This window comes from Afifella sp. YEN Y35 (assembly GCF_047553465.1).
Taxonomy (GTDB): domain Bacteria; phylum Pseudomonadota; class Alphaproteobacteria; order Rhizobiales; family Afifellaceae; genus Afifella; species Afifella aestuarii.
The window spans coordinates 3,263,021-3,287,974 of the sequence record NZ_CP180203.1 but is presented as its reverse complement, the minus strand read 5'-3'; the positions used below and the strand labels follow the sequence as shown (position 1 = coordinate 3,287,974).

The following is a 24,954-nucleotide window of genomic DNA, read 5'->3' as shown; positions in this document are numbered from 1 at the left end:
GCCGGTGTCAGTGGATTGAAAAGCCACATTCCAGGCGTGCTTTCGAAGGGGAAACTTGAATGCCAGCACCGTTTGTCCTTGTGCATGGACCGCTGAGCGCCGGGTACGGCTGCGCAGCGGCACAAGCGCGCGGACAGGACGGAGCGAAAGCGCGCTCATCGGCGGTTCCGGCGACGTGCAGCTTCCATGGCGCCGACTCGATTCGCCTCCGCGACGGTTTCGATCAGAGCCCCTCCTGGAGAAAAGGCGTGAATCGTTGTAGAATCCCTCTTGCAATCGACGAACTTGGCCGAATTCGGCCGAATTTCGTTCGGCTGCACTCCTGTTGCGTTTCTTCGACATGATGACGATCGCGATAAGGCAGGGCCTCTCGATGGAGGACATGGTCGCCAAACGGCTGCAGGAGCCGATGCGGGAGATCGCAGATCTCTTCCGTCGGAACCTGACGAGCCGTCTCAATCGGGAGGACGGGCGGGCCGCCCGCCCTGACGGCGGCGCTGTCGCATCTCATCCGGCGGTCCCGCATCCGGCAACCCCTCATCCGGTAGGGTCGGCGCGCACGACACGCGACATCCAAACCCCCGACATCTCGCGCGGCGATCGCCGCGGCGACGAACAGCAGGCAAGCTGGCTTCGGCCGCGCATGGCGCGCCCCGCTTCCGCTGCGTCTTCACATGACAAGCAAGTTTCGGCCGCGCGCCCGGCCCGTCAATCGCAGGCGCCCACCCCAAGGTCGGCCTACGGGGGCAATCCCCCCTTCAGCCCGTCCGCGAACCGCTCAGCCTCTCAGCCCATCAACACGAGGAACATGATGCCCGCCACCCAACCGGTGAATGGCGCGCGCGGCCAGCCGGCCCGAGCGCCAAACAACGGTGGCAGTTGGCTCTTCCCACAGGCGCGGAGCGCGCCTGCCCAGAGTCCCGCCGCCGCGGCGAAAGCCGCACCACCGGCTCGAGAACAGACCTCTCCGAGCTGGCTTTACCGCAAGTCCGCCGCGCCGCAGACCAACGGCACGGTGACCCCCGCTCCGCAGGCTGCGCCCGCCGAGACCCCGTCGAGCTGGCTTTTCCGTAGGCCTGCCGCACAGGCGAATGGCAAGGCGAACGGCCATGCAAACGGCAAGGCGGCGCTCAAGGACACCGCAGTGTCGGCGCCTCAGGGCTGGTTCTATCGCAAGCCTGCGCCGCAGGAGAGCGAAGAGCCCGAACAGTCGACCCCGGCCGAAGTGATGAGCTGGGTTTATCGTCTCGCCGCCGAAGCCAAGGAAAAGGGCAAGGCCGAAGCATCGTCGCTCGGGTCGCCCTTCGAAACCATCAGCAGCTGGTTCACTGGCGGCTCCAAGGCGAAGGAAGATGCAAAGCCCGAGCCGCAGAAGCCCCAGGCGCCGGTGAGCTGGCTTTACCGCAATTCTGCGCCTCAACCGCAGGCATCGAGCCAGAAAGCCGAACCCGCACGCCAGACTGGCGCTCCGCAGGCGAGCTGGCTCTACCGCAACGCCGCGCCCCAGAATGGTGCAGCGCGCACGAACGGCAAAGCCGAGGCTGCAAAACCCGCCCCGCAGGTGGTTCAGCGCAGCTGGCTCTTCCCGAACGGGCGCGGCCAGGCTGTCGAAGCCGAGCCGCAAGCGCAAGCCGCCAATGGCACGCCGCAGAGAAGCTGGCTTTATCGCAATGCTGCGGTTCAGAACGGCTCACAGAAACAGAACGGCGCACAAAAGGCCGCCAAACAGCAGGCCCAGCCGGCTGTGACCGGCGGAAGCTGGTTGTTCCCTGGCACGCATCAGCGCGCCCAGGCTCAGACCAACGGCAAGCCTGCCCAATCGCAACCCGAAAAAGCGGCGGAAACCGCCCGTGCAGGCCAGACGAGCTGGCTCTTCCGCACGGCCGCGCAACCAAGTCGCGAGAGGGCACCAGCCCGCGCGGCCCAGACCGGCGGCAGCTGGCTCTTCCCGGGGACACATCAGCGTGCACAGGCTGAGACGGCGCAAAGGCCGGCCCAGCAGCAGTCCAATGGTCGCCAGACCGCACCGGCTCGCGCCACGAACGGTGTCGCGACCGCGGGGTATCTCTACCGCTCGAACGCCGGCGCACCGATCCGTGCGACCCGCCAGGCACAGCCGCAGCAGGCAGCAAGCCGCGCGACGGCAACGGCCCGGACCAACGGCGTCGCACAGACGCGCGTGAATGGTTCGTCCTGGCTCTTCCCGAGCGTCCGTCCGGTAGAGCAGAAGCCCGCGGCGCACACGGCCCAGGCAACCGCGCAGAACGGTGCCCGCGTCTATCGCACGGTGCCGAGCGTGCCGCGCCAGGCCGGCCGACCGATCCAGGTGCGGCAGCAGCGGCCGATGCAGGCACCGACCCAGGCTCCGGTTGCAGCACGCACGCCCGCGCGCAGCGAGGAAAGCTTCTACTACGCGATGGTGAAGTGGTTCCGCGCCCGCCTGCCGGAGCGCCAGTGGGCCGACGGCGGCACCTGGCTCTTCCCGCAGGGATCGCCGATCATCTAGATCGCCGCAAGACAACACGAAAAAGCCCCGCAGCTTCACGCTGCGGGGCTTTTTTTTTGCCTCAGGCACCGCCGCCTGAACAACCGCGATGCCTGTCTTTGGCGGGAGGCCGGCGTCGCCTAGACGCGCCGCTCGACCATCATCTTCTTGATTTCGCCGATCGCCTTTGCCGGGTTCAGCCCCTTCGGGCAGACCTGCACGCAATTCAGGATCGTGTGGCAGCGGTAAAGCCGGAACGGATCTTCCAGCTGATCGAGCCGCTCACCAGTGCGCTCGTCACGCGAATCGACGATCCAGCGATAGGCCTGCAGCAGTGCCGCCGGGCCGAGATAGCGATCGCCGTTCCACCAATAGCTCGGGCATGAGGTCGTGCAGCAGGCGCAGAGAATGCACTCGTAGAGCCCGTCGAGCTTTTCACGGTCTTCGTGGCTCTGCAGGTGCTCCTTTTCCGGCGTCGGCGACACCGTCTGGAGCCACGGCTCGATCAGCGCATGCTGCGCGTAGAAATGCGTCAGATCCGGCACCAGATCCTTCACCACCGGCATATGCGGCAGCGGGTAGATCTTCACGACGCCGCTGATATCGCCCCAACCCGTCGTGCAGGCGAGCGTATTCGATCCGTCGATGTTCATGGCACAAGAGCCGCAAATGCCTTCCCGGCAGGAGCGGCGCAGCGTCAAAGTCGCGTCGACCTTGTTCTTGATCCACAACAGGGCATCGAGAACCATTGGTCCGCAATCGTCGGTATCGACATAATAGGTATCGAGACGCGGGTTGCGGCCGTCTTCGGGATCCCAGCGATAGATCTGGAATTCCTTGTGTTTGCTGCCCGCGGGCTTCGGCCAGACCTTGCCGCGGTGAACTGTCGAGTTTTTCGGAAGAGTCAGCTGAACCATAGATTTTCGCCGTGCGTAGAACCGCCATTCACATGGGCGGAAGGTGGACCCGGATCATCCGCTTACCGCATACTGAGGGCTGCAGAAAGCTTCGGCCGGCTTGCGCCAACCTCTTCTTGCGCGCATGAGGGCATCGATTGCAAGTGCGAGACAGACGAGGGGTGAATGGAAAAGCGAGTGACTGAGACCGGATCGAAATCCCGCACTGGCGGCGAGATCCTGATCGATCAGCTGGTTGCGCAGGGCGTCAGCTGTCTCACCTGCGTGCCGGGGGAGAGTTATCTCGCAGCCCTTGATGCGATGCATGACCGCGCCATCGATGTGCTCGTGTGCCGCAATGAGGGCGGCGCAGCGATGATGGCCGAAGCTTACGGCAAATTGACCGGCCGCCCCGGCGTCTGTTTCGTCACTCGCGGGCCGGGCGCCACCAATGCGAGCCATGGCATTCACATTGCCGAACATGATTCCACGCCGATGATCCTGTTCATCGGGCAGGTGGAGCGTGGCATGCGGGAGCGCGGTGCCTTCCAGGAGGTGGATTACAAGACGTTTTACGGCGGCCTCGCCAAATGGGTCGTCGAGGTGAACGAGGCGGAGCGCCTGCCGGAGCTCGTCGCCCGCGCCTTTCGCACGGCCATGCAAGGCCGTCCCGGCCCGGTCGTCGTGGTTCTGCCCGAGGACATGCTCGTCGACGAGGCGGTCGTCGAGGATGCGCCGCGCGTCGAAGCGGCCGAGATCTGGCCAGGGGCCGAGGATCTCGAAGAACTCGCCCATCTTCTCCGCAGCGCCCGGCGCCCGATGGCCATTCTCGGCGGCTCGCGCTGGAGCGAGACGGCCGTTGCGGATTTCGCGGCTTTTGCGGAGCGCACCGGCCTTCCCGTCGCCACCTCTTTCCGCCGCGCCCATCTCTTTCCCTCAGATCACCCCAACTACGCGGGCGATCTCGGCATCGGGCCCAATCCCAAGCTGGCGGAACGCGTGCGCCAGGCCGACCTCATTCTCCTCGTCGGTGGGCGTTTCTCCGAAATGCCGTCGTCATCCTACACGCTTGTGGACGTGCCCGTGCCGGCCCAGAAATTCGTGCACGTGCATCCGGGGGCCGAGGAGCTAGGTCGGGTCTACCAGCCGACCCTTGCCATCCAGGCGACGCCGCAGGCCTTCGCAAAGGCACTCGTGCGGGCCGAACTCGATGTCGGCGCCCCCGCGCAGGAGGCTGGCGCCGCCCATCAAGACTTCCTCGACTGGTCGGGCAAGCCACTCCCTGTGCCGGGCCGCTTCCAGTATGCCGAGGCGATGACCTGGCTGCGCGACCGCGTGCCCCCCGAGACGATCATCTGCAACGGCGCCGGCAATTACGCGGGCTGGATCCACCGCTATTACCGTTTCCGCCGCTTTGCGACGCAGCTTGCGCCGGTTTCTGGCTCCATGGGCTATGGCGTGCCGGCCGCGGTTCTTGCCAAACGCCTTTATCCGGAGCGCATCGTCGTCGCGTTCGCGGGCGACGGATGCTTCCTGATGAACGGCCAGGAATTTTCGACCGCCGTGCAGCACGACATCCCGATCATCGTGATCGTCGTCGACAACAGCATGTATGGGACGATCCGGATGCATCAGGAATCGCGCTATCCCGACCGCATCTCTGCGACACGGCTCTCCAATCCCGATTTTGCCGCCTATGCCCGCGCCTTCGGTGGCCATGGCGAGACGGTGGCGACGACGGAGGAATTCGCGCGGGCGTTTGAGCGGGCGCTCGCCTCCGGCAAGCCGGCGATCCTGCATTGCTTCATCGATCCGGAAGCCATCACCCCCGCGCGCACTTTGAGCGAACTGCGCGGCAGCAAGGCCGGCTGAAGACGCGAAACAAGAAGGAGCCGGGTGGCGATGAGCGAGCGTCCATTCGACCTCACGCTGGAGGGCGCTCCCGGCGAATGCGTCCGCCTGTCGGCGCGTGTGCGCCGGGTGCTCGCGCCCAACCCGAGCGCCTTCACCTTTCGCGGCACCTGCACCTACATCATCGGCGCCGGTGAGGTTGCGGTGATCGACCCGGGTCCCGCCGATTCCGGCCATATCGAGGCGCTGCTGGCAGCCGTTTCGGGCGAAAGGCTGCGTCATATCCTGCTGACGCACACGCACCGCGACCACTACCCGGCGATCGCCCCCCTCGCCGAAGCGACGGGGGCCATGGTTGCCGGCTGCCGCGGCACGCATGACAGCGTTTTCGCCTATAAGCCGGACCGCGTGCTGGAGGACGGTGAAAGGATCGAAGGGCCCGATTATACGCTGACGGCTCTCGCGACCCCCGGCCACGCCGCCAACCACCTCTGCTATGAGCTCGAGGAAGAGAAGGCCCTCTTCTCTGGGGACCATGTCATGGGCTGGTCGACCTCGGTGGTGATCCCGCCGGATGGCAATATGGGTGACTACATGGCCTCCCTGAGACGCCTGCTCGATCGCGACCACGACATCTACTGGCCCGGTCATGGCGGCCCCGTCACGGAACCGAAACGGCTTGTCCGTGCGCTCCTCCAACATCGCCGCCAGCGCGAGAAGACCATCCTTGCAGCCCTCGGCGAGGAGCCTCTGACCATCGATTCGATCGTCGAGCGGGTCTATCAAGGCATCGCCGAAAACCTGCGTGAGGCCGCAGCGCAGTCAACGCTCGCGCATCTTTGCGATCTCGTCACGCGCGGCGAGGCGGCAAGCCTCGGTCCGGCAAGCCGCACGGCGCGCTATCTTCGCGCCAGCCCGGAAGGCGGGGCCGACTAAGCGGCGCTCGCCCCCCGCCTTCGCCCTGGCAGGGCTCCAATCTGCGACCCCACACTGTACGCCGCGCAACGTTTTCGACCACAGGGTGAGGTTTGCGTCGCTTCGGTGAGAAAACCTGCCGTTTCGTCACCTTTCTGCCGCAGACCAATCTTAGCCGGCAAGAAACGACACCCGCCTGGACGACACATGATGAAGATTTCACGCCGCGCTGCGCTCGCCGGAGGGGGAGCGCTCGCCCTCAGCCCATTTGCGAGCCGGAGCTTCGCAGCGCCCAATGTCGAGACCGACGGTATCCTTTACGGGCCGACGCAGCCCTTTTCGTTCGATCTTCTGAAGGAGACGGCGAAGACGCTCTCTGAAGCGCCCTGGGAGCCGCCCGCCTCCGCCATGGCGGAAATCCTCGATAAGATCGATTACGACGCCTATTTCCAGATCAGCTATCGCAAGGACCGGACCTTGCATCTCGGCGGGGACAGCGGGGCACCGATCCAGCTTTTTCATCTCGGTCGCTACCAGAAGGACCCCGTCACCGTCGCCGTGGTCAAAGACGGCAAGGCGCATGAGGTTCTTTACCGCCAAAGCTATTTCGATATGCCGGCGGGCCACATCGCCCGCAGCCTGCCGCAAAGTATCGGCTTTGCCGGTTTCCGGGTGATGGCGGAAGACCTCAAATGGGACTGGCTGTCCTTCCTCGGCGCCTCCTATTTTCGTTCGCCGGGAAGTGGCAAGCAGTACGGGCTGTCGGCCCGTGGCATTGCCATCGATACCGGGCTCGCGACCGGCGAGGAATTTCCGCGATTCAGCCGGTTCTTCCTTGAGGGGGTGCCGGGCGATCCCGACCGGCTCACCGTCTACGCGCTGCTTGAGGGTCCGAGCCTCACCGGCGCCTACCGCTTCGATTGCGCCCGCGAGGCCCGCGTCGTCATGGAGACGGAGGCGGTCCTCTTCCCGCGTCAGGCGATCACGCGCCTGGGCATCGCCCCGTTGACCTCGATGTTCTGGTACTCGCAGAAAGACCGACAGCACGCGAAAGACTGGCGGCCCGAGATCCACGATTCCGACGGGCTCGCCATGTGGACCGGCAGCGGCGAACGCATCTGGCGCCCGCTCAACAATCCGCCCGCCGTGATGACCAACAGCTTCAGCGATGACAACCCGAAGGGATTCGGGCTGCTTCAGCGCGATCGCCATTTCGACCATTACCAGGACGACGGTGTCTTCTATCACCGCCGCCCCTCCCTCTGGGTCGAACCGCTCGAAGGATGGGGCAAGGGCGCGGTGCAACTCGTGGAGATCCCGACGGACGACGAGATCTACGACAACATCGTCGCCTATTGGACACCGGAGGAGAAGGTCGAGGCCGGCAAGACGCTCGATCTCAGGTACCGCCTGCATTGGGGATTCGACGAGCCTTACGCGACGAAGGCCGGGCGGGTCGTCGACACCTTTATCGGGGCCGGCGGCGTTCCGGGGCAGCCGCGTCCGAAGGACGTCTATCAATTCGTCGTCGACTTCACCGGCGGCGATCTCCACCGCTTCACCCGCGAAGACGGCGTGACCGCCATGGTTAATGTTTCACGTGGCACATTGGGGCGTTGCAGCGCCTATCCGGTCGTCGACAGCAACGGCCTTTTTCGGGCGGCCTTCGAAGTTCACGTCACCGGAAAAGAGCCGGTGGACCTGCGGCTTTTCCTCAAAAAGGACGGCGAGGCGCTGACGGAGACCTGGATCTCGCAATTCTTCCCGGCCAGCATGGATCTCGCCGACAGCCGCTGAGGTCTCACCCCCGAGGTGGGCTGACGGAAGTCCTTATTGCTCAATCACGGCCTCAGGACTGCCACCACCATTTTCGGCACTCGGATTTTCGTTCCGGGTCCGAAATTGCCATGTCGGTGAGTTGCCACTCCTCCAGCTCCGACAGCCGCCGGCGCTGGCGCGAACGCGCCACGCAAAGGCTCAGCCAATGCCAGCACCGAGCTGCCGCATCGTTCTCGAAGTGCGTTTTTAGAACTCGCCTATCGTCCATATGACGATAGAAGTCGCTTGTTGCCTCGGTGAAAAACGATATTCTCGTACAGGCGATGTTCGATAAACTCACATGACGCGACGCCTTCCCTCACTCAACGCGCTGCGCGCCTTCGAGGCCGCCGGTCGGCACGGCCGGATGTCTTTGGCCGCCGAAGAGCTGAACGTCACCCACAGCGCGGTCTCGCGTCAGGTGCAGCAGCTTGAAGACGTTCTCGGGGTTCCCCTCTTTGAAGGGCCGAAGAACGCCATCCGCCTGACGGAGGAAGGGCGGGCGCTCCTCCCCGGCCTGACGGCCGGCTTCGATCAACTGCAGGCGGCTGTGGCACGCGTCGCGACCAGACGGTCCTCACTCATCGATCTCGCCTGCAGCGGGACGCTCGCCATGCGCTGGCTCATCCCCCGTCTCCACGTCTTCAAAGAGCGGCACCCGGAGATCGAGGTGCGTCTGACGGCCTGCGATCACGATCAAGAATTCGCGCGCATCGATTTCGACCTCGCGCTTAGGGTCGGCACCGGTCCCTGGCCCGCCGGCCTTCTGACCCGGCCCCTCTTTGCCGAAAAGATCGGGCCCGTTCTCTCCCCTTCCATTGCGCGGCTCCTTCCGCAGGACATCGCCGGCCTGCCCATTCTGCACACGCGCACGCGGCCGGGCGCCTGGGTGCAATGGGCAGGCGCGAGCGGCGAGAGAAATCCCGCCAGTGAACTCGAAGCCGCCCCGGCGGCGACCGTCTATCAGCGTTTCTACTATCTCCTGGAAGCGGCGACCGCTGGCCTTGGCGTGGCGATCGGACCCTGGCCGCTCGTGGCGGACGATATCGCGGCGGGTCGGCTCGTTGCACCTTTCGGCTTTTGCCCGAGTGGCAACGACTACATCGCGCTATGGCGACCGCGCCCGACGGCCGCCCTCACGCTTCTCCTCGATTGGCTTTTCGAAGAGGCCGAACGTTTCGAGCCGACGGCGCCAGACCCGCTTTCCTGAGGGCGGCTCGACCTCTTTCAGCGCTCTTCGGACACAAAGAGGGCGGCCGAAGCCGCCCCCAGACCCGCGACCGAAACGGCTCAGGCCTCGGACTTGCGGTAGCTCGACTGCCGTTCCAGCATCCACCCCGGATATTCCGGGGCAAGCCGGCTCACCTGATCGAGCGTCGTGAGCTCGTCGTCGGAGAGACGCACATCGACGGCAGCGAGATTGTCATCGAGCTGCTCCATACGCTTGGCACCGATGATGACGCTCGTCAGCACCTTCTGGTGCAGAAGCCAGGCGAGCGCGATCTGTGCGACACTCACGGAATGCGCCTCGGCGATCTTGCGCATCTCGTCGATGATGGCATAGCCACGGTCCTTGTCGACCGGCGGAAAATCGAAGGTCGCGCGTCGTCCGTCGCCCGATTTTTCATCGTCACGGCTGTACTTGCCCGACAGGAAACCGCCGGCGAGCGGGCTCCACACCATCAGCCCCACCTTCTCGGAGGTGAGCATCGGCACGACCTCGCGCTCGAGATCGCGCCCGGCAATGGTGTAATAGGCCTGCAGCGAGCGGAACGGTGCGAGGTTCTTGCGTTCTGAGATCCCGAGGGCTTTGGCGATCTGCCAGGCCGCCCAGTTCGACACCCCGACGTAGCGGACAAGACCTTGGCGCACGAGCGTATCGAGGGCTTCGAGCGTTTCCTCGATCGGTGTCAGCGGGTCGAATCCGTGGATCTGATAGAGATCGATGTGGTCGAGCTGCAGACGTGTGAGGCTCTTCTTGGCCTGAGCGAGGATGTGATAGCGCGAGGCGCCGGCGCCGTTCGGTCCTTCACCGACGCGCCCCAGAAACTTCGTCGCCACCACGACCTCGTCGCGCGCCACGCCGAGATTCTTGAGCGCCTGCCCGGTGATCGTCTCCGAGCGGCCTTCGGCATAGACATTGGCCGTGTCAATGAAATTGACGCCGGCATCGAGGGCGCGGCTGAGAAGTGCATCGGCATCCTGCTGTCCAAGATTGCCGATCTGGCCCCAGAGCCCCCCGTTGCCGCCGAAAGTCATGGTGCCGAAGCACAGTTCCGAGACAAGAAGGCCGGTCTGGCCGAGCGGATTGTAACGCATGCATTCATCCTTTCGCGTGGGTCGGCCTCGCCCGGTTCGCCCGTGACGAGGCCGCAAATGGTGGATCCGCCGGGCCGGGAAATCCGACCGGTCGCCGCCGCGACTGCGATGCGTCGCTCTCTGCAATCCCGCCCGGATTCACCCGGACGCGTCGGAGCGACGGCTTTGCGGATCGGGACCGAAATGGCGTGCCGGCCGCCCGGTCGCCACGCGGATGCTGTCACCTTTTTGCCTGATCCTCTCAGCCGCGAGCTTTCCTTGTGGCAACCTGACCCGCAAGCATCTATCTCTGCCCTGCACTCTCGCGGACAATGCTCATGCCGGAATCCCTTGCGGGCCTCGATGCTCTCAGCACGCTGATCCGCCGCCATTGTGATGGCCACCGCTGCCAGACCCAGGTGCCGGGCCTCACCCTCGTGCGGTCGGATGGGATGACGCACCCGACGGCCTCGATTTACGAGCCGCTTCTGTGCGTGATCGCTGGCGGTGCCAAGCGCGCCATGCTCGGCGAAAAGCTCTTCGAATATGGCAAGGGCAACTACCTCGTCGTCTCGGTGGATCTCCCCGTTGTGGGGGAGATCTTCAAAGCGAGCCGGGAAGAGCCCTATCTCGCCCTGGCGGTGCGTCTCGATCCGAAGCTCCTCGCCGCTATGCTTCTGGAAATGGGCGATGGAGAGGCCGAAACAACGCTCGCTCCGGGCCTCTCAGTCAGCTTTCTGACTCCTGAGCTCTTGGATCCGATTGTGAGGTTTGTCAGCCTCTTAGACCGACCTCGAGATATCCGGATCCTCGCGCCGCTGATTGAGCGGGAGATCGTCTACAGACTGATGCGAGGACCGCAGGGCGGCACACTCCGGCAGATTGCTCTGTCCGACAGCCGGCTCAGTCAGATCAGCCGCGCCATTGCGTGGATCAAACAGCGCTTCGACAGCCCCCTGAGGATCGAGGACGCAGCCGATATCGCCGGCATGAGCGCCTCGTCCTTTCATCGCCATTTCAAGGCGGTGACGGCCATGAGCCCGCTGCAATACCAGAAGCAGCTTCGGCTGCAGCGCGCCCGCCACATGCTCCTCACGCAAAATGCCGATGCCGGCAGCGTCAGCTTCGCGGTGGGCTATGTGAGCCCGTCCCAGTTCAGTCGCGAATATGCGCGTTTCTTCGGTGCCCCTCCCGCCCGCGATGCGGCGCGGCTCCGCGCCTCGGCGCTCGATGACGCGCAATTGACCGATCCTCTCTGAGGCGGGTGGCGTTTCGCCGGCTCACGGAAACAGATCCCGGCACGACGGCCAGAAGCAACGCCTTTCCCGTTCATGTGTTCTTGCAACAGACCCATCGCGGGAATTGCCCGCAATGGACGGGCCGCGCCCCATCGACCGGGCTTGGCTGGTACGTCCATTTCCTCGTCCCGGTCCTGTCCGCCGCGCAGCGAGACAGGGCGCCGTCTGCAAGAAAGGACGATCTGTGATCACACTCACCGTCAACGAGACCGATTATGAGCTGGACCTCGATCCGCGCACCTCGCTTCTCGATGCGCTGCGCGACCACCTCGCGCTCACCGGCACCAAGAAAGGCTGCGACCACGGCCAGTGCGGCGCCTGCACTGTCCTCGTCAATGGCCGCCGTATCAATTCCTGCCTGACGCTTGCCGTCATGCATGACGGCGATGCCGTCACCACCATCGAAGGCCTTGGCACACCCGAAGCCCTGCACCCGATGCAGGCGAGCTTTCTCGACCATGACGGCTTTCAATGCGGGTACTGCACGCCAGGCCAGATCGTCTCCGCGCTTGGCATGCTCGACGAGTTTCGCGCCGGCTGGCCGAGCCACGTGAGCGCAAGCCTGGACGGCCAGACGGACCTCTCCGACGAAGAAATCTCCGAGCGCATGAGCGGCAATATCTGCCGGTGTTCCGCCTATCCCAACATCGTCGACGCGATCCGCGCCGCCCGCGACGAACGTGCCGGCAAGGCCGAACACGTCACCAAGGCCGAAAGCAAGGAGCCGGCATGAGGGAATTTGCCTATTCGCGCGCCGGCGATCTTGAGGAAGCCGGCCGCCTCGCCGAAGAGCAGACCGGGCGCTTCATCGCCGGTGGCACCAATCTTCTCGATCTCATGAAACTCGAAGTCGAGACGCCGAAGGCGCTCGTCGACGTCTCGCGGCTGCCTTTGACGGAGATCTCGGCGACAGAGGATGGCGGCCTCAGGATCGGAGCCATGGTGACCAATGCCGATCTCGCCGCCGATGAGGCCGTGCGGCGCGATTATCCGGTCCTGTCGCGGGCGCTTTTGGCCGGCGCCTCGGCACAGCTGCGCAACAAGGCAACGACCGGCGGCAATCTCCTCCAGCGCACGCGTTGCTACTATTTCTACGAGACGTCCGCGCCCTGCAACAAACGCAATCCGGGCTCGGGCTGCGCCGCGCTCGACGGCTTCAACCGCATTCACGCGATCCTGGGCGCAAGCGATCAATGCATCGCCACTCATCCCTCGGACATGGCAGTCGCCATGCTGGCGCTCGACGCGAGCGTCGAGACCCGGCTCCCGGACGGCGGAAGCCGGACGATCGCGCTGAAGAATTTTCACCGTCTTCCCGGTCAGACGCCGGAGGTGGAAAGCAATCTGCAGCCGGGCGAGCTCATCACCTCCGTCGTGCTGCCGCCGCCACCGAAGGGCCGGCACATCTATCGCAAGGTGCGCGACCGCGCCTCCTATGCGTTTGCGCTCGTCTCAGTCGCCGCCATCGTCGCCGTGGACAACGGCAACATCGCCTCGGCCCGTCTGGCCTTCGGCGGCCTCGCCCACAAGCCGTGGCGCGACAGGGCGGTCGAGGAAGCTCTGATCGGCCAGGAGCCATCACAAGCGCTGTTCGAAGAGGCCGCGGATCTGCTTCTCAAGGAGGCGACAGGCCACGGCCATAACGATTTCAAGATCCCCCTCGCCCGGCGGACGCTGATCGCCGTTCTCTCCGAGGCGACCAAGGAGGCCGCACAATGACCGACGCAAACACCTATGCGATGGACGAGGCGGTCGGCGAAACGCGCCTTGATCGCGGCGCGCAGGGCGTTCTCGGCAAGCCCCTCAACCGCTACGAGGGTGCCCTCAAAGTCTCAGGCCGCGCGCCATACGCTTACGAGCATCTCGCCGGTGAGGACGTCGCCTACGGCTTCATGGTGACGGCAGGCATCGGGCGGGCGAAAATCCGGTCCGTCGACACATCCAAAGCGGAGGCGGCACCAGGCGTTCTGACCGTCGTCTCGGGAGATGATGTTCTGCGCGCCTCCGCCCTGCCGATGGCACCGGCCGCGCAGACGATCGATGGCGAGGTCTTCCATTACGGCCAGCCGCTGGCGCTCGTCGTTGCCGAAACCTTCGAGGCGGCCCGGCATGCGGCCACGCTCGTCGAAACCCTCTACGAACCCGGCCAGGGCCGCTACAGCCTGCGCGACCAGCTCGACGAGGCGGTCAATCCGGGGCCAGGCGCCATGCAGCCCGACAATCTGCGTGGAGAGTTCGAAGCCGTCTTTGCGGAAGCCGAGGTTCAGTTCGACGAAACCTATACGACGCCGAGCCACAGCGCCGCCCCGATGGAGCCGCATGCAAGCGTCGCCAAATGGGACGGCGACAAACTGACCGTCTGGTCGTCGTGCCAGCTTCTGGAGACGAACGTCATTCAGATCGCCAACGGCGTCGGCGTGCCGGTCGAGAACGTCCGCCTTCTGAGCCCTTATGTCGGCGGTGGCTTCGGTTCCAAACTCGGCATTGGGCCCGACGCCGTCCTGGCGGCACTCGGCGCGAAAGCGGCGGGCAAGCCGGTGAAGGTCGCGCTCAGCCGCCAGCACGTCTTTCAGACGACCTCCCGGCGTTCCGAAACCATCCAGCGCGTGCGCATCGGCACGACGAAGGACGGCCGCATCACCGCGCTCGCGCACGAAAACTTCGTCGTCAACTCGACCGGCAATTCGTTCTTCGAGCCGGTCGCGATTTCGACGGTGTTTCTCTATGCGGGCGAGAATCGGAAAATCACGCATCGGCTTGCAGAGACCGATGTCTTGATGACGGCCTCGGTGCGCGCACCCGGCGAAGCCGTCGGCATGCTGTCGCTCGAGAGCGCCATGGACGAGCTCGCCATCCGATTGAACCTCGACCCGATCGAGTTTCGCAAGCTGAACGAACCGGAGGTCGCGCCGCAGGACGACCTTCCCTTTTCCTCGCGAAAACTCCTGGAATGCTACGAGGAAGGGGCCCGTCGCTTCGGCTGGCAGAACCGTCCCGACAAGCCGTTAAGCCGGCGCGAGGGCGAATGGTGGATCGGTTATGGCATGGCCGCGGCTTCACGCAGCCATCAGCTGATGAAATCCTCTGCCGAGGTGGAGCTCACTCCCGACGGGCGCGCCACGGTCAAAACGGCGATGACCGATATCGGCACGGGCTCCTACACAATCCTGCAGCAGATCACCGCCGAAATGCTGGGACTTCCGCCCGAACACGTGACCGTGCTTTTGGGCGATACGGAGCTGCCAGCCTCCTCGGGGTCCGGCGGCTCCTGGGGGGCGAACAGCGCCGGGTCGTCGGTCTATCTGGCCTGCGAAGACCTCGTGACGGAGCTTGCAAAACGCCTCGAGGTCGACGCCTCGGACCTCACGCTGAAGGACGGCCGGGCGATCGCGGGCAACCGGCAAATCCCGTTCGACGAGATTCTGGAAGGCGAGACGCTCACCGGCCGCGGCACGATCGAGCCGGGGAAGACAGCGGACACCACCAATCAGGCAAGCTATGGCGCGCATTTCTGCGAGGTGGCCGTCAACGCCGTGACGGGCGAGACGCGGGTGCGCCGGCTTCTGACCGTCGCTGCCGCCGGGCGTATCCTCAACGAGAAGACGGCCACGTCGCAATGCTATGGCGGTCAGATCTGGGGGATCGGCTCGGCGCTCGAAGAGGAGCTGGTGATCGATCCCCGCACCGGCCTTCTGGTCAATCACGACCTCGCCGAATACCACGTTCCGGTGAACGCCGACGTACCGCAGCTCGAGGTCGTCTTCCTTGAGGAGCGCGACACGGCGGCGAGTCTACTCGCCGGCAAGGGGCTCGGAGAGCTCGCTCTTGCGGGCGTCGGGGCGGCCATCACCAACGCCATCTATAACGCCTGCGGCGTGCGGGTACGCGATTATCCGGCGACTCTCGACAAGGTTCTCGCAGGTCTCCCAGACGCCTGACTCATGGATATTTTTGATCACTACAACCGAAATTATGCGTTGGAGTGATTGAAGCCCTGAATGCGAGAAGATCGGTCTCCCGGACGGAGACCGATCTTGACCGCATTGAGCGACGAACCCGAAATCACCGCAGACACCTTTGTCGACGCAGACCGAGACGAATCCCTCGCCGCGTCGGCGACCGAGACACCCAGCTCGTTTTTCGGCAGCATCCTCCCCGGCGTGGGTCTCGCCGCGGCGATCGCAGCGGCAGCCTTCGGGCTTCGTCAGCTGCCGGGGCTCGGCGCCTTCAGCCCGATGATCATCGCGATCCTCATCGGTATTCTGTTTCACAATCTCATCGGCACGCCAGCCGTCGCCAAGCCAGGTGTCGGCTTTTCCATGCGCCGCATCCTCCGCTTCGCCATCATTCTGCTCGGCCTGCAGCTGACGGCTGCGCAGGTGATCGAGGTCGGCGGAACCGGGGTCGCCATCATCATCGCCACGCTTCTTTCGACCTTCACCTTCACGGTCTGGTGCGGGAGAAAGCTCGGTGTGGAACGCAAGCTCGCCGAACTGATCGCCGCCGGTACGTCGATCTGCGGGGCCTCCGCCGTCATCGCCACCAACACCGTGACCAACGCCCATGACGAGGACGTCGCCTATGCGGTCGCCTGCGTCACCATCTTCGGCTCGATCGCCATGTTCGCCTATCCGTTCCTCGCTCCGCTCTTGGGTCTCGGACCGCATGCATTCGGTCTGTGGACCGGAGCCTCGGTGCACGAGATCGCCCAGGTGGTCGCGGCCGCCTATCAGAACGGTGCGGAGGCCGGCGAATTCGGCACCATCGCCAAGCTGTCGCGGGTAATGATGCTGGCCCCCGTCGTGCTCGGCCTCGGCATTCTCGCCCGCGAGCGTCTCGCCGCCTCCGGCAATTCCGCCGCCCGCGCGCCCATCCCGTGGTTCGTGCTCGGCTTCATCGCGCTCGTCGGCGTCAACAGCCTCATGGAAATCCCGGAGACGGCCAAAAGCGAGATCGCCCTCGCCACGACCTTTCTTCTGTCGATGGCGCTCGCCGCGATGGGGCTTGAGACAGATGTGCGCAAGCTCAAGGCGGAGGGCCTGCGCCCCGCGCTTCTCGGCCTCCTCGCCTTCCTCTTCATCGCGACGTTCAGCCTCACTCTGGTGAAGCTTTTCTTCTGAGACTGCGAGCGCCTCAGAACCAGAAGATCAGGACGAGGACCTGCGGCGCCAGGATGCGCAGCACCATGACGAGCGGATAGACCGTCGCATAGGCAAGCGACGGTGCCTCGGAGGGACGGATGGCATTGGCGAAGGCGAGCGCCGGCGGATCGGTCATGCTGCCGGCAAGAAGCCCGCACAATGTCAGGTAATTGAGCCGCACGACGAGGCGGCCGATGAAGCCGATGATGAGAAGCGGGATGATGGTGATGAGGGCGCCATAAAGGAGCCAGACGAGCCCGTCGCCCTCCACGAGGATGGAGACAAAACTCTCACCCGCCTTGAGCCCGACGATGCCGAGAAAGAGCACGATGCCGATCTCACGTAAGGCATGATTGGCGCTCGACGGCATGAACCAGACGAGCGGGCCGATATGGCCGAGGCGCGACAGGATGATGGCGACGACGAGCGGTCCGCCCGCAAGCCCGAGCTTCACCGGCGCCGGCATGCCCGGAAAAGCGACCGGGATGGAGCCGAAGAGAACACCGAGCGCAATGCCGAGGAAGATCGGCAGGATCTGCACCTGCTCCAGAGCCTGACTGCGATTGCCGAGGACCTGGGCGGCCTTGTCGAGGTTTTCCGGATGGCCGATGACCGTGCAGATGTCGCCGAATTGCAGGCGCAGCCCGTCATGCGGGGCGAGCTCGATGCCGGAGCGCGTGACCCGGCTGATGACGACATCGTGGCGGTGCAGCAGATCGAGGCTGCCGAGAGAGGCGCCAAAAACGTTGGAATTGGTGACGACGAAGCGCTTCCACTTCACGTCGGACGGGATCGCCTTCAGATCGGTTTTCGCCTGCTGGCCGAGGATGCGGACCATGCCGGGCAGTTTCTCCGCCGGGCCGACGAGAAGCAGGACATCGTTGAGCCGGACCTCCTTCTCCGGATGCGCGACCTCCACGACACCGTCGCGCATGATGCGGGAAACGACGAGGCTCATCTCCTCGAGCCCCGGCAGGGTGCCGATCGTCAGCCCCTGCATGTTGCGGTTGGTGACCTTGACGTTGACGGTCTGCAGCCCCTGCTGTTTGGCGGCCCGCTCCGCTTCGAAGGCCGCCTGCTCGGCTTCGGGCCGGATGCGCAGCACGGCCCGCACGATCCCCATGGTCAGGAGAATTCCGAGAATGCCGAAAGGATAGGCGACGGCATAGCCGAGCGCGGGTGCGGCGAGCGCCTCTGGCCCCGCCCCGACGCTCGTCAGCATCTGAGTGGCGGCACCGAGCGACGGCGTGTTGGTCGTCGCCCCGGACATCAGGCCGAGCATCACCGGCAGAGGCACGCCGACGATAAGGTGCAATGCGGCCGCGACGAGGATGGAGAGAAAGACGAGACCGGCAGCGAGCCCGTTGAGCGCGAGGCCGGAGCGCTTGAGCGCCGAAAAGAAGCCCGGCCCGACCTGGATGCCGATCGAGTAGACGAAAAGGATGAGGCCGAATTCACGCAGGAAATGCGCAACCTCCGGGTCGACGGTAAAGCCGAGATGACCCCAGACGATGCCGGCGAACAGCACGCCGCCAATGCCGAGGGAGACGGAGCCGATCCGCACATTGCCGAGAGCAAGGCCGGTAACGGCGACGAGACAAAGCACCACGAGGCCGCTTGCGACGGGATCGAGGCCGGAAAGGAGGGCGGAGAAATCCATCACGAAGATCCGCTGGCGGGCAGAGGGGAGGAGGAGCCCGCGACTGCGCAGACATCTGCCTTGAAACCCGACAGGGACCTTCCGCCTGGGTGCTGGACAGGACCTTGCGGCGGCGATCCGCGGCGGGGTCTCGAAGCGAACACCGCGCGCGCCGCCTCTAGCACGGAGACTGGGCTCCCGTCATCGGCGGCCCGACGCGACATCTCCGCCATCGCAGCTTCAGGCACGAAAAACGCGGCGGCTTCATGCAGTTCGGGTGGGGCGATCACGTCTCACTCGGCAGCCTGTGGCGGGAAGTTGCGCGAGCATCGGCGATTTGGAGTGGGCATTCAAGACCGAGGGTCGACGGTCCCCGGCGCCTTGCCTCCCGCCACCAGAGCAATCGCCGGCAAGGCCAGAACCGCGAGACCGGCGGCCCCCGCGAAGAAGAGCGAATAGCCGAAACGTTCGGCGAGAAACCCGGCCGCGACCCCGCCGCTCAATGACAGAAGCGCATCGACGCATTGGAAGAGCGTGAAATCGATCCCGGCCTGGCGCGGATCTGACCAGCGCATGAACTGCGAATAAAGCGCCACGAAACCGAAGGCCATCAGCCCCGACGTCGCCGCCAATGCCACGCCGATGACGAGCCAGAGTGGGATCCACGGCGCCGTCGCCGAGAAGGAGAGAAACGCAAGAACGGACGCCTGCAGAGCCAGAGCCGCCACCAGAACCGGCCGTGGCCCCCAGAGGCGCACGCAGGCGCCCCCCAAAAGTGATCCGGAAACGCCGAGAAAAATCGAGCCGAGCCCATTGAGGATACCGATCGTGGCGAGGCTGACCTCACGGTCGACAAGATAGGGCGACAGCATGTTGAAGGCCGTCTTCTGGGCAACGACGTAGACCGCCGCCACGACGAGACCTCGGCGGATTTCAGGACGAGCGAGCGCCGCCCGAAGCGAGGGAAGATGCGTCCGCTCGGCCTCGAAATTGGCGGCCCGCGATTGGACGAGAAAGGGCAGCGCGAGGAGCATCACCATAACGGCCATCGTCCATACGCCCGCGGTCCAGCCGCTATGGCCGACGATCACCAGAAACAGCCCACCACCGAGCGCCGAGCCGAGATAGGCACCGCCCACCTGGGCGGTGTTGCCCCAGCCCTGCTGTCGCGTAGAGAGATTTTCCACCGCATAGCCGTCGCACGCGATATCGACGGTCGCCGTGGCGAAGGCAGCGAGCGTGAGAAGCCCAAAGATCGGCCAAAGCGCGTGAAGAGGCAGCGCCCCGATGAGCCAGAAAGTGGCGACGACCAGGGACGTGCCCGCAAGCACGATCGCACCCGAACGATTGCGCCCGCGCCGCGGCAGCCGGTAGCGCTCCACCAAAGGCGCCCAGAGAAATTTGAGCGCCCAGGGAAGCGCGATCAGCGAGACGAGGCCGATATCGCCGAGATCGGCGCCCTCATTGCGCAGCACGGCCGGCAGGCCAACCCAGGTCAGCCCGCCGATAACGCTTTGCGCCACATAGAGGCCGCCGATCGCCGCGAGCGTGGCGATCGGTGAGATCAGCCAGCTCTGACGTGCTGTCTCCGCCCCCTCGTCTGCCGCCATCAGAAGCGATAGCGCAGGCTGCCGATGATCGTCCGCCCCTCGTCGCGGTAGCAATAGCCGGAGGTGCACACCGGCTCCCGCTCATCCAGCAGGTTCTTGGCGTTGATCTGCAATTTGGCCCCGGCGAGCCGCGGATCGCGGGCGCCGAAATCGTAGGAGAGCGAGGCGTCGATGAAGTAGCGATCGTCGTTCTTCAACGTGTTGGCGTCGTCACCATAGCTTTCGCCGACATAGCGCACGCCTGCCCCGATCCCGAGACCGGCAAGCGGCGAGCCCGGCTGGAACTGATAAAGGCCCCACAGCGAGAAGATGTTGTTGGGCACGCCGGACAATTCGTTGCCGGCAGTGCCGGTCGCGCCCTTGTCGATGGTCATCTTGAGATGCGTATAGGAGGCGATCAGATTGAGGCCGTTGTCGAGCGAGGCCTGAGCCTCGAATTCGATCCCCTCCGAGGTGAGATCGAGCTGGCGCTGCCGGTTGATTCCCGTCGTCGTGTCGAAGACCACCCCGTCCGTCTGCTCGATGTTGAAATAGGCGGCGCTCACGATCGCATTGGTGTCGGGGATCTCGTATTTCACGCCCACTTCGAGCTGCTCGGCGATGGTGGGCTGCGCCGCTCGGCTCTCGTCGCTCGTCACATCGTCGTAGACGCGGCCGATGTTCGGCGAGAAGGAAGTCGAATAATTGGCGTAGGGGATGACGCCCCACCGGCTGCGATAGGAGAGCCCGACGCGGCCGGAGAAGTCTTCATCGTCATAGTCGGTTTCGACGCGGTCGGTGTCGATGGAGGTGGTCTCGACCCAGTCGTAGCGGCCGCTCAGGAACAAGGTGAAGCCGTTCCATTCCATCTGGTCGTGCAGATAGGCGCCGATGCCGTTCATCTCCTGGCCGCCGTCATAGGCGAGCGGGGCGCTGGCGATGTCGTCGATCGAGGCATAGGAGAGCGCGCTCGAAGCGTCGTATTCAGCCCATGTGTAGTCGATCCCGGCAAGCGCCGTATGCGAGATCGCCGCCGTATCGAAGGTGAACTGCGCCATGTTGTCGACGACGAAGGAGGCCGCGTCTTCCTCGTAATGGCCCCAGTAGCGGGCAAGATCGGCGCCGCTCGCATAATGGCCCGAATACTGGAGGTCGGCATCGACCTTGCTGTAGCGCAGATTCTGACGAACCGTCAGAAGATCGCTGAAGCGGTGCTCCAGCTCGTAACCGATCCGCCCCTGGTTCTGAACGAAGTCGTTGTAGTCGGGATCGCCCTCGTAGAGATCGGACACGACGCCATAGGCCGGATTGTAATAGGAGGCCGTGCCGCCCGTAATCGTGCGCGACAACTCGCTCAAGACGGTGAGCGTCGTATCTTCATTGGGCTTCAGCGTGAAAGCCGGCGCCAGATAGTACTTGTTGTCGGGATAGGAGGGCAGTTCCGCGTTGGCATCGCGTGCGAGCCCGGTCAGCCGATAAAGCAGGGTCCCGGAATCGTTCGCCGGTCCCGAAAAGTCGATGCCGATCTGATAGCGATCGTAGCTGCCGCCAACGAGCTCCACCTCGCGAAAGGTCTCTTCCTTCGGCCGCTTGGTGACGATGTTGACGATGCCGCCCGGGCCGCTGACGCCATAAAGCGAGGAAGCGGGGCCTTTCAGAATGGTGATGCCTTCGATGCCGTAAGGCTCCGTCTTGAAGAGTGCCGTCGGGGAATTGTACTGGCGCAGCCCGTCACGGAAGATGCCGTTGTAATAGGCGTTGAACCCACGCAGCGTGAACGCGTCGAAGCGCGAATCGAAACCGAAATTGTTGGGATTGGCGCTGGCCGTATAGCCCAGCGTCTCGTTGAGCGTCCGGGGCTCCTGGTCCTCGATCTGATCCTGCGTGACCACCGTGATCGCCTGCGGAATGTCCGCGATCGGCGTATCGACCTTGGTGCCGGCCCGATCCTGTTTGGCGACATAGCCATCCTGCTTCAGGATCTGATCGCTCTCCGCCTCGACGACGATCGGCTGCAGTGCGATCGGCTCGTCCAGATCCTGCGCGTGAACGTTTCCGGGCACGCCAATCAGGACGAATGAGCCGAGAGCGGCGACGTTGAAGCCCAGACGGGTGCGGTGGAGGATCATGTGCTCTCTCTTCTTCAGAATGCCGGCAGCCGCCGTGCAAAACCTGACGAGTGGAGTCAACATTTGCAGACGGCACAACGCCGCCCGCAGGATAAAACCTAACTTAATGTGTCATATTTATCTCACCCGAAAAAAGCCAGGTGAGCTGCGGGTGAGAGAAAGGCGATTTCCGGATTGTCACATCCCGGGCCCCGCTGGCCTTCCGTCCGCATCGACCAACGCCGGGCGTTTGCGCCCGGTGACCTTCGAAGCGGACCGTTCCGGGGCGGCGGAAACGGCGCCTTAAAATGCGCCGTTGCGTTCAGAGCCAGACGGGCACGACGGAGCATGCCAGAAGCAGGCCGAGCGCCCTGTTGAGGATGCGCCACTGTCCGTCGCTGCGGACCGCACGGGCGAGCATCAAGCCCGCCACGCACCAAAAGGACAGAGAGGCGAGAGCGAAGGTACCGAACACGGTGCCAAGCAGCACACCGAGTTGGCCCGGACTGGACGCCATCGCGACAAAGGCGGCCGCCGCGCCCGTCGTCATCGCCCATCCCTTCGGATTGTGCCAGAGCATCCAGAGACCCGCGAAGAACCCGTTCGGCTTGGCGTTGCCGTCCAATCGTGGCGCGCTACGGCAAGCGGTCTGCCAGGCGAGCCACAGAAGATAGACCGAGCCCGCCACCTTCATGCCGAGGGCGAGCGAGGGCAGCGTCAGCAGGAGACCGGCCAACCCAAAGCCTGCCAAGGCGGCCATCGAGGCCAGGCCGACCGAGATGCCGACGATCAACGGAAGCGACTGACGGAAGCCGAAATTGGCGCCGGAGATCGTGGCCAACGTCGTGGCGCCGCCAGGGCTGGCGGTTGCGATGAGAGCAAACAGCAAGAGGGAAGCGAGGGCGTCCATGGCGAGCGATCCAGTTGCAGGGCCCCCGTTGGTTACCGTCCCGAGTGGATGCAACGAAGCTAATCTTGCTAAAGCTCGATATTAGCGTCTTTAATGAGACATGGCGCGCAATCTCGACATCGCCCTTCTCCGGACCTTCGCGACCGTTGCGGACCAGGGCAGCATGACGCGAGCAAGCGATATTCTGCATTTGACCCAGGGCGCGATCAGTCAGCAGATCGCACGGCTCGAGGCCCTGGTCGGTACCGCGCTTCTATTGCGCCACCCGCGCGGCCTGCGGCTTACGCCCGCCGGTGAAAGGTTCCTTGGACGAATCCGCCCCCTGATCGTCACAAACGACGAGATCTGGTCCGAAATCGAGCGGGGCGACGTCTCTGGCCCGGTCCGGCTCGGCCTGCCCTTCGATCTGGTCGACTCCTGCTTCGCAGCCAGCTTGAAGAGCTACTGCGAGGCTTTTCCGAAGGTCGAGCTGACACTCGTCTGCGCCGCGTCGCCGGATCTTCTCGACATGGTCGGGCGCGGACGCCTGGACCTTGCAGTGATCGAAAGGGCGGTCGATTCGGAGGGTGGCGAAGTGTTGGCGATCGATCGTCTCGTATGGGTCGGAGCCCGCGCCGGTCAGGCACACAAGCGATCCCCCTTGCCGATCTCGCTTGTTGGTGAGACCTGCGTGTTCCGGCCAGCCGTATCGGAGGCGCTTGCGGAAGAGAAGCTTGCCAGCCGCATGGTGTTTGAGACCGGTGGGCTCGACGCGACGCGCACCATCGTCAAAATGGACCTCGCCATCTCCGCCTGGCTGGCCACCACCGTCCCTGCCGATTTCGACATCATCTCAGAAGATGCAGGCCTCCCGCCCTTGCCATCCTTTGCGATCACGCTTCACAGAGCGGATGGCGCTCGCGGCGCGATCTTCGACGAACTCGCACGGCAGCTTCGGAATGCCATGGCACGGCCGCGGCTGGCTGCGTGACCGGAACGACCAAAGCCGATGGGCGTGATCGTCCGCGCGATCATGAGTGAACTGATCGCGCATTGCCACGCCATCGCCGCACAGCGTTCCACGACGGCCTTACCGAGACCGCGGCCTGCGTGCGTCACCAAAGGTCTTTCTGTCAAATTCGCATTATCCGGCCTGTTGCGCTCTCTGCCTGCACAAGCAGGAGAGAGCCGCAGGCGTCGTTATCACCGATCCTTCACAGGCGCATGCCACCGGAGACTTCGATGCGCTGCGCATTAATCCAGTGATTTCCATCGGAAAGGAGTGACGTGATCATCTTGCCAATGTCTTCCGGCAGCCCGGGGCGACCGAGCGCCGTCATCTCGGAGACGATCTTGTAGACGTCTGGGTTGTCCCGAACGATGCCGCCGCTGAAATCGGTCTGAATAGCACCCGGAGCGACCGTATTGACGTTGATGTTCCGCTTGCCCAGGTCATGCGCCAGATATCGCGTGAAGACTTCTACGGCGCCCTTGAACACCGCATACGCGACGCTGTCCGGATTGACGAAACGGGTGACGCCCGACGAGATGTTGATGATGCTCCCGCCGTCATTGATGAGCGGCAGAAGTTTCTGAGTAAGGAAGAACACACCCTTGAAATTGACGTTGTATAGCTTGTCCAATTCGTCAGGCGTCACATCGGAGAACGCCGTGTGGTTCGAAATACCGGCATTGTTGATAAGATAATCAATCTTGTTCGTTCCGAGCTGCTTCAGCGCGTCTTTCGCCTGCGCGACGAAAACGTCGAAGCTGCCCGTGTTACCGGTATCGAGTTTGAGGGCGATGGCCTGGGCGCCCGCCCTCCCCGCCGACACAACGACATCCTTCGCTTCGGATTCCGCTGAATGATAAGTGAAAATTGAATCCACGCCGCTCTTGGCGAGATTGATAACGGCGCTCCTCCCGAGACCACGGCTTCCGCCGGTCACCAAAGCAATCTTTGTCATCGGATCATCTCCTCATACGCGATCCTCGATAGGTGGCGCGTTGATCCTACACAAACAATA

Annotated in this window: 18 protein-coding genes; 11 read left to right on the top strand and 7 right to left on the bottom strand. The window is 64.2% G+C overall.

Annotated features, from left to right (window positions below; translation table 11 throughout):
- Positions 1 to 1,015 precede the first annotated feature (1,015 nt).
- Positions 1,016 to 2,506 (top strand): hypothetical protein, encoded by a 1,491-nt coding sequence (locus ACK8CP_RS15610; protein WP_414832434.1) that lies wholly within the window; start codon positions 1,016 to 1,018, stop codon positions 2,504 to 2,506.
- 119 nt (positions 2,507 to 2,625) lie between these two features.
- Here the strand turns inward: ACK8CP_RS15610 and ACK8CP_RS15605 are convergent, their stop codons facing one another.
- Complete coding sequence (locus ACK8CP_RS15605) at positions 2,626 to 3,402, bottom strand: succinate dehydrogenase iron-sulfur subunit (protein WP_234630074.1); 777 nt, start codon at positions 3,400 to 3,402, stop codon at positions 2,626 to 2,628.
- A gap of 177 nt (positions 3,403 to 3,579) precedes the next feature.
- On the opposite strand from ACK8CP_RS15605, the gene ACK8CP_RS15600 reads away from it, so the two are divergent.
- The 4 genes from ACK8CP_RS15600 to ACK8CP_RS15585 all read left to right on the top strand — a co-directional run bounded on the left by ACK8CP_RS15600 (position 3,580) and on the right by ACK8CP_RS15585 (position 9,175).
- Positions 3,580 to 5,253 carry a thiamine pyrophosphate-binding protein gene (locus tag ACK8CP_RS15600; protein WP_414832433.1) on the top strand — a complete coding sequence of 558 codons (1,674 nt, stop codon included), beginning with the start codon at positions 3,580 to 3,582 and terminating at the stop codon, positions 5,251 to 5,253.
- A 30-nt stretch (positions 5,254 to 5,283) separates the two neighbouring features.
- Complete coding sequence (locus ACK8CP_RS15595; RefSeq protein WP_414832432.1) at positions 5,284 to 6,168, top strand: MBL fold metallo-hydrolase; 885 nt, start codon at positions 5,284 to 5,286, stop codon at positions 6,166 to 6,168.
- A gap of 186 nt (positions 6,169 to 6,354) precedes the next feature.
- A complete protein-coding gene (locus tag ACK8CP_RS15590) occupies positions 6,355 to 7,944 on the top strand; it encodes a glucan biosynthesis protein (protein ID WP_414832431.1) in 1,590 nt (529 codons plus the stop codon).
- A 322-nt stretch (positions 7,945 to 8,266) separates the two neighbouring features.
- On the top strand, positions 8,267 to 9,175 hold the full coding sequence (locus tag ACK8CP_RS15585; RefSeq protein WP_414832430.1) for a LysR substrate-binding domain-containing protein: 909 nt from the start codon (positions 8,267 to 8,269) through the stop codon (positions 9,173 to 9,175).
- A gap of 80 nt (positions 9,176 to 9,255) precedes the next feature.
- Here the strand turns inward: ACK8CP_RS15585 and ACK8CP_RS15580 are convergent, their stop codons facing one another.
- Positions 9,256 to 10,284, bottom strand: a complete 1,029-nt coding sequence (locus tag ACK8CP_RS15580; RefSeq protein ID WP_414832429.1) for an aldo/keto reductase — start codon at positions 10,282 to 10,284, stop codon at positions 9,256 to 9,258.
- A gap of 317 nt (positions 10,285 to 10,601) precedes the next feature.
- On the opposite strand from ACK8CP_RS15580, the gene ACK8CP_RS15575 reads away from it, so the two are divergent.
- From ACK8CP_RS15575 to ACK8CP_RS15555, 5 genes are all read left to right on the top strand, one after another.
- A complete protein-coding gene (locus tag ACK8CP_RS15575) occupies positions 10,602 to 11,522 on the top strand; it encodes an AraC family transcriptional regulator (protein WP_234630068.1) in 921 nt (306 codons plus the stop codon).
- Positions 11,523 to 11,745: 223 nt separating this feature from the next.
- Entirely contained in the window at positions 11,746 to 12,294 is a 549-nt protein-coding gene (locus ACK8CP_RS15570) for a 2Fe-2S iron-sulfur cluster-binding protein (protein WP_414832428.1), read from the top strand.
- Positions 12,291 to 13,280: an FAD binding domain-containing protein gene (locus ACK8CP_RS15565; RefSeq protein ID WP_414832427.1), complete on the top strand. Its 990-nt coding sequence runs from the start codon at positions 12,291 to 12,293 to the stop codon at positions 13,278 to 13,280. Before ACK8CP_RS15570 ends, ACK8CP_RS15565 begins: the two co-directional genes overlap by 4 nt.
- Positions 13,277 to 15,499: a xanthine dehydrogenase family protein molybdopterin-binding subunit gene (locus ACK8CP_RS15560; protein ID WP_414832426.1), complete on the top strand. Its 2,223-nt coding sequence runs from the start codon at positions 13,277 to 13,279 to the stop codon at positions 15,497 to 15,499. Before ACK8CP_RS15565 ends, ACK8CP_RS15560 begins: the two co-directional genes overlap by 4 nt.
- A gap of 210 nt (positions 15,500 to 15,709) precedes the next feature.
- Positions 15,710 to 16,681 carry a YeiH family protein gene (locus ACK8CP_RS15555; protein ID WP_414834282.1) on the top strand — a complete coding sequence of 324 codons (972 nt, stop codon included), beginning with the start codon at positions 15,710 to 15,712 and terminating at the stop codon, positions 16,679 to 16,681.
- A gap of 13 nt (positions 16,682 to 16,694) precedes the next feature.
- Here the strand turns inward: ACK8CP_RS15555 and ACK8CP_RS15550 are convergent, their stop codons facing one another.
- From ACK8CP_RS15550 to ACK8CP_RS15535, 4 genes are all read right to left on the bottom strand, one after another.
- A complete protein-coding gene (locus ACK8CP_RS15550; protein WP_414832425.1) occupies positions 16,695 to 18,362 on the bottom strand; it encodes a putative transporter in 1,668 nt (555 codons plus the stop codon).
- A 329-nt stretch (positions 18,363 to 18,691) separates the two neighbouring features.
- Positions 18,692 to 19,951: an MFS transporter gene (locus tag ACK8CP_RS15545; RefSeq protein WP_414832424.1), complete on the bottom strand. Its 1,260-nt coding sequence runs from the start codon at positions 19,949 to 19,951 to the stop codon at positions 18,692 to 18,694.
- Entirely contained in the window at positions 19,951 to 22,059 is a 2,109-nt protein-coding gene (locus ACK8CP_RS15540; protein ID WP_414832423.1) for a TonB-dependent siderophore receptor, read from the bottom strand. The genes ACK8CP_RS15545 and ACK8CP_RS15540 overlap by 1 nt, the downstream gene beginning before the upstream one ends.
- A gap of 301 nt (positions 22,060 to 22,360) precedes the next feature.
- Positions 22,361 to 22,948, bottom strand: a complete 588-nt coding sequence (locus ACK8CP_RS15535) for a LysE family translocator (protein ID WP_414832422.1) — start codon at positions 22,946 to 22,948, stop codon at positions 22,361 to 22,363.
- A 100-nt stretch (positions 22,949 to 23,048) separates the two neighbouring features.
- Between ACK8CP_RS15535 and ACK8CP_RS15530 the strand changes: the two genes are divergently transcribed.
- Positions 23,049 to 23,918: a LysR family transcriptional regulator gene (locus ACK8CP_RS15530; protein WP_414832421.1), complete on the top strand. Its 870-nt coding sequence runs from the start codon at positions 23,049 to 23,051 to the stop codon at positions 23,916 to 23,918.
- Between the two features lie 223 nt (positions 23,919 to 24,141).
- Here ACK8CP_RS15530 and ACK8CP_RS15525 read toward each other — a convergent pair whose 3' ends face one another.
- Positions 24,142 to 24,894, bottom strand: a complete 753-nt coding sequence (locus tag ACK8CP_RS15525; RefSeq protein WP_414832420.1) for an SDR family NAD(P)-dependent oxidoreductase — start codon at positions 24,892 to 24,894, stop codon at positions 24,142 to 24,144.
- Positions 24,895 to 24,954 lie beyond the last annotated feature (60 nt).

Coding starts and splice junctions, on each gene's coding strand:
- ACK8CP_RS15565 (WP_414832427.1), top strand. CDS start 12,291: ATGAGGGAATTTGCCTATTCGCGCGCCGGCGATCTTGAGGAAGCCGGC.
- ACK8CP_RS15535 (WP_414832422.1), bottom strand. CDS start 22,948: ATGGACGCCCTCGCTTCCCTCTTGCTGTTTGCTCTCATCGCAACCGCC.
- ACK8CP_RS15575 (WP_234630068.1), top strand. CDS start 10,602: ATGCCGGAATCCCTTGCGGGCCTCGATGCTCTCAGCACGCTGATCCGC.
- ACK8CP_RS15545 (WP_414832424.1), bottom strand. CDS start 19,951: ATGGCGGCAGACGAGGGGGCGGAGACAGCACGTCAGAGCTGGCTGATC.
- ACK8CP_RS15585 (WP_414832430.1), top strand. CDS start 8,267: ATGACGCGACGCCTTCCCTCACTCAACGCGCTGCGCGCCTTCGAGGCC.
- ACK8CP_RS15590 (WP_414832431.1), top strand. CDS start 6,355: ATGATGAAGATTTCACGCCGCGCTGCGCTCGCCGGAGGGGGAGCGCTC.
- ACK8CP_RS15605 (WP_234630074.1), bottom strand. CDS start 3,402: ATGGTTCAGCTGACTCTTCCGAAAAACTCGACAGTTCACCGCGGCAAG.
- ACK8CP_RS15560 (WP_414832426.1), top strand. CDS start 13,277: ATGACCGACGCAAACACCTATGCGATGGACGAGGCGGTCGGCGAAACG.
- ACK8CP_RS15580 (WP_414832429.1), bottom strand. CDS start 10,284: ATGCGTTACAATCCGCTCGGCCAGACCGGCCTTCTTGTCTCGGAACTG.
- ACK8CP_RS15530 (WP_414832421.1), top strand. CDS start 23,049: ATGGCGCGCAATCTCGACATCGCCCTTCTCCGGACCTTCGCGACCGTT.
- ACK8CP_RS15550 (WP_414832425.1), bottom strand. CDS start 18,362: ATGGATTTCTCCGCCCTCCTTTCCGGCCTCGATCCCGTCGCAAGCGGC.
- ACK8CP_RS15595 (WP_414832432.1), top strand. CDS start 5,284: ATGAGCGAGCGTCCATTCGACCTCACGCTGGAGGGCGCTCCCGGCGAA.
- ACK8CP_RS15525 (WP_414832420.1), bottom strand. CDS start 24,894: ATGACAAAGATTGCTTTGGTGACCGGCGGAAGCCGTGGTCTCGGGAGG.
- ACK8CP_RS15540 (WP_414832423.1), bottom strand. CDS start 22,059: ATGATCCTCCACCGCACCCGTCTGGGCTTCAACGTCGCCGCTCTCGGC.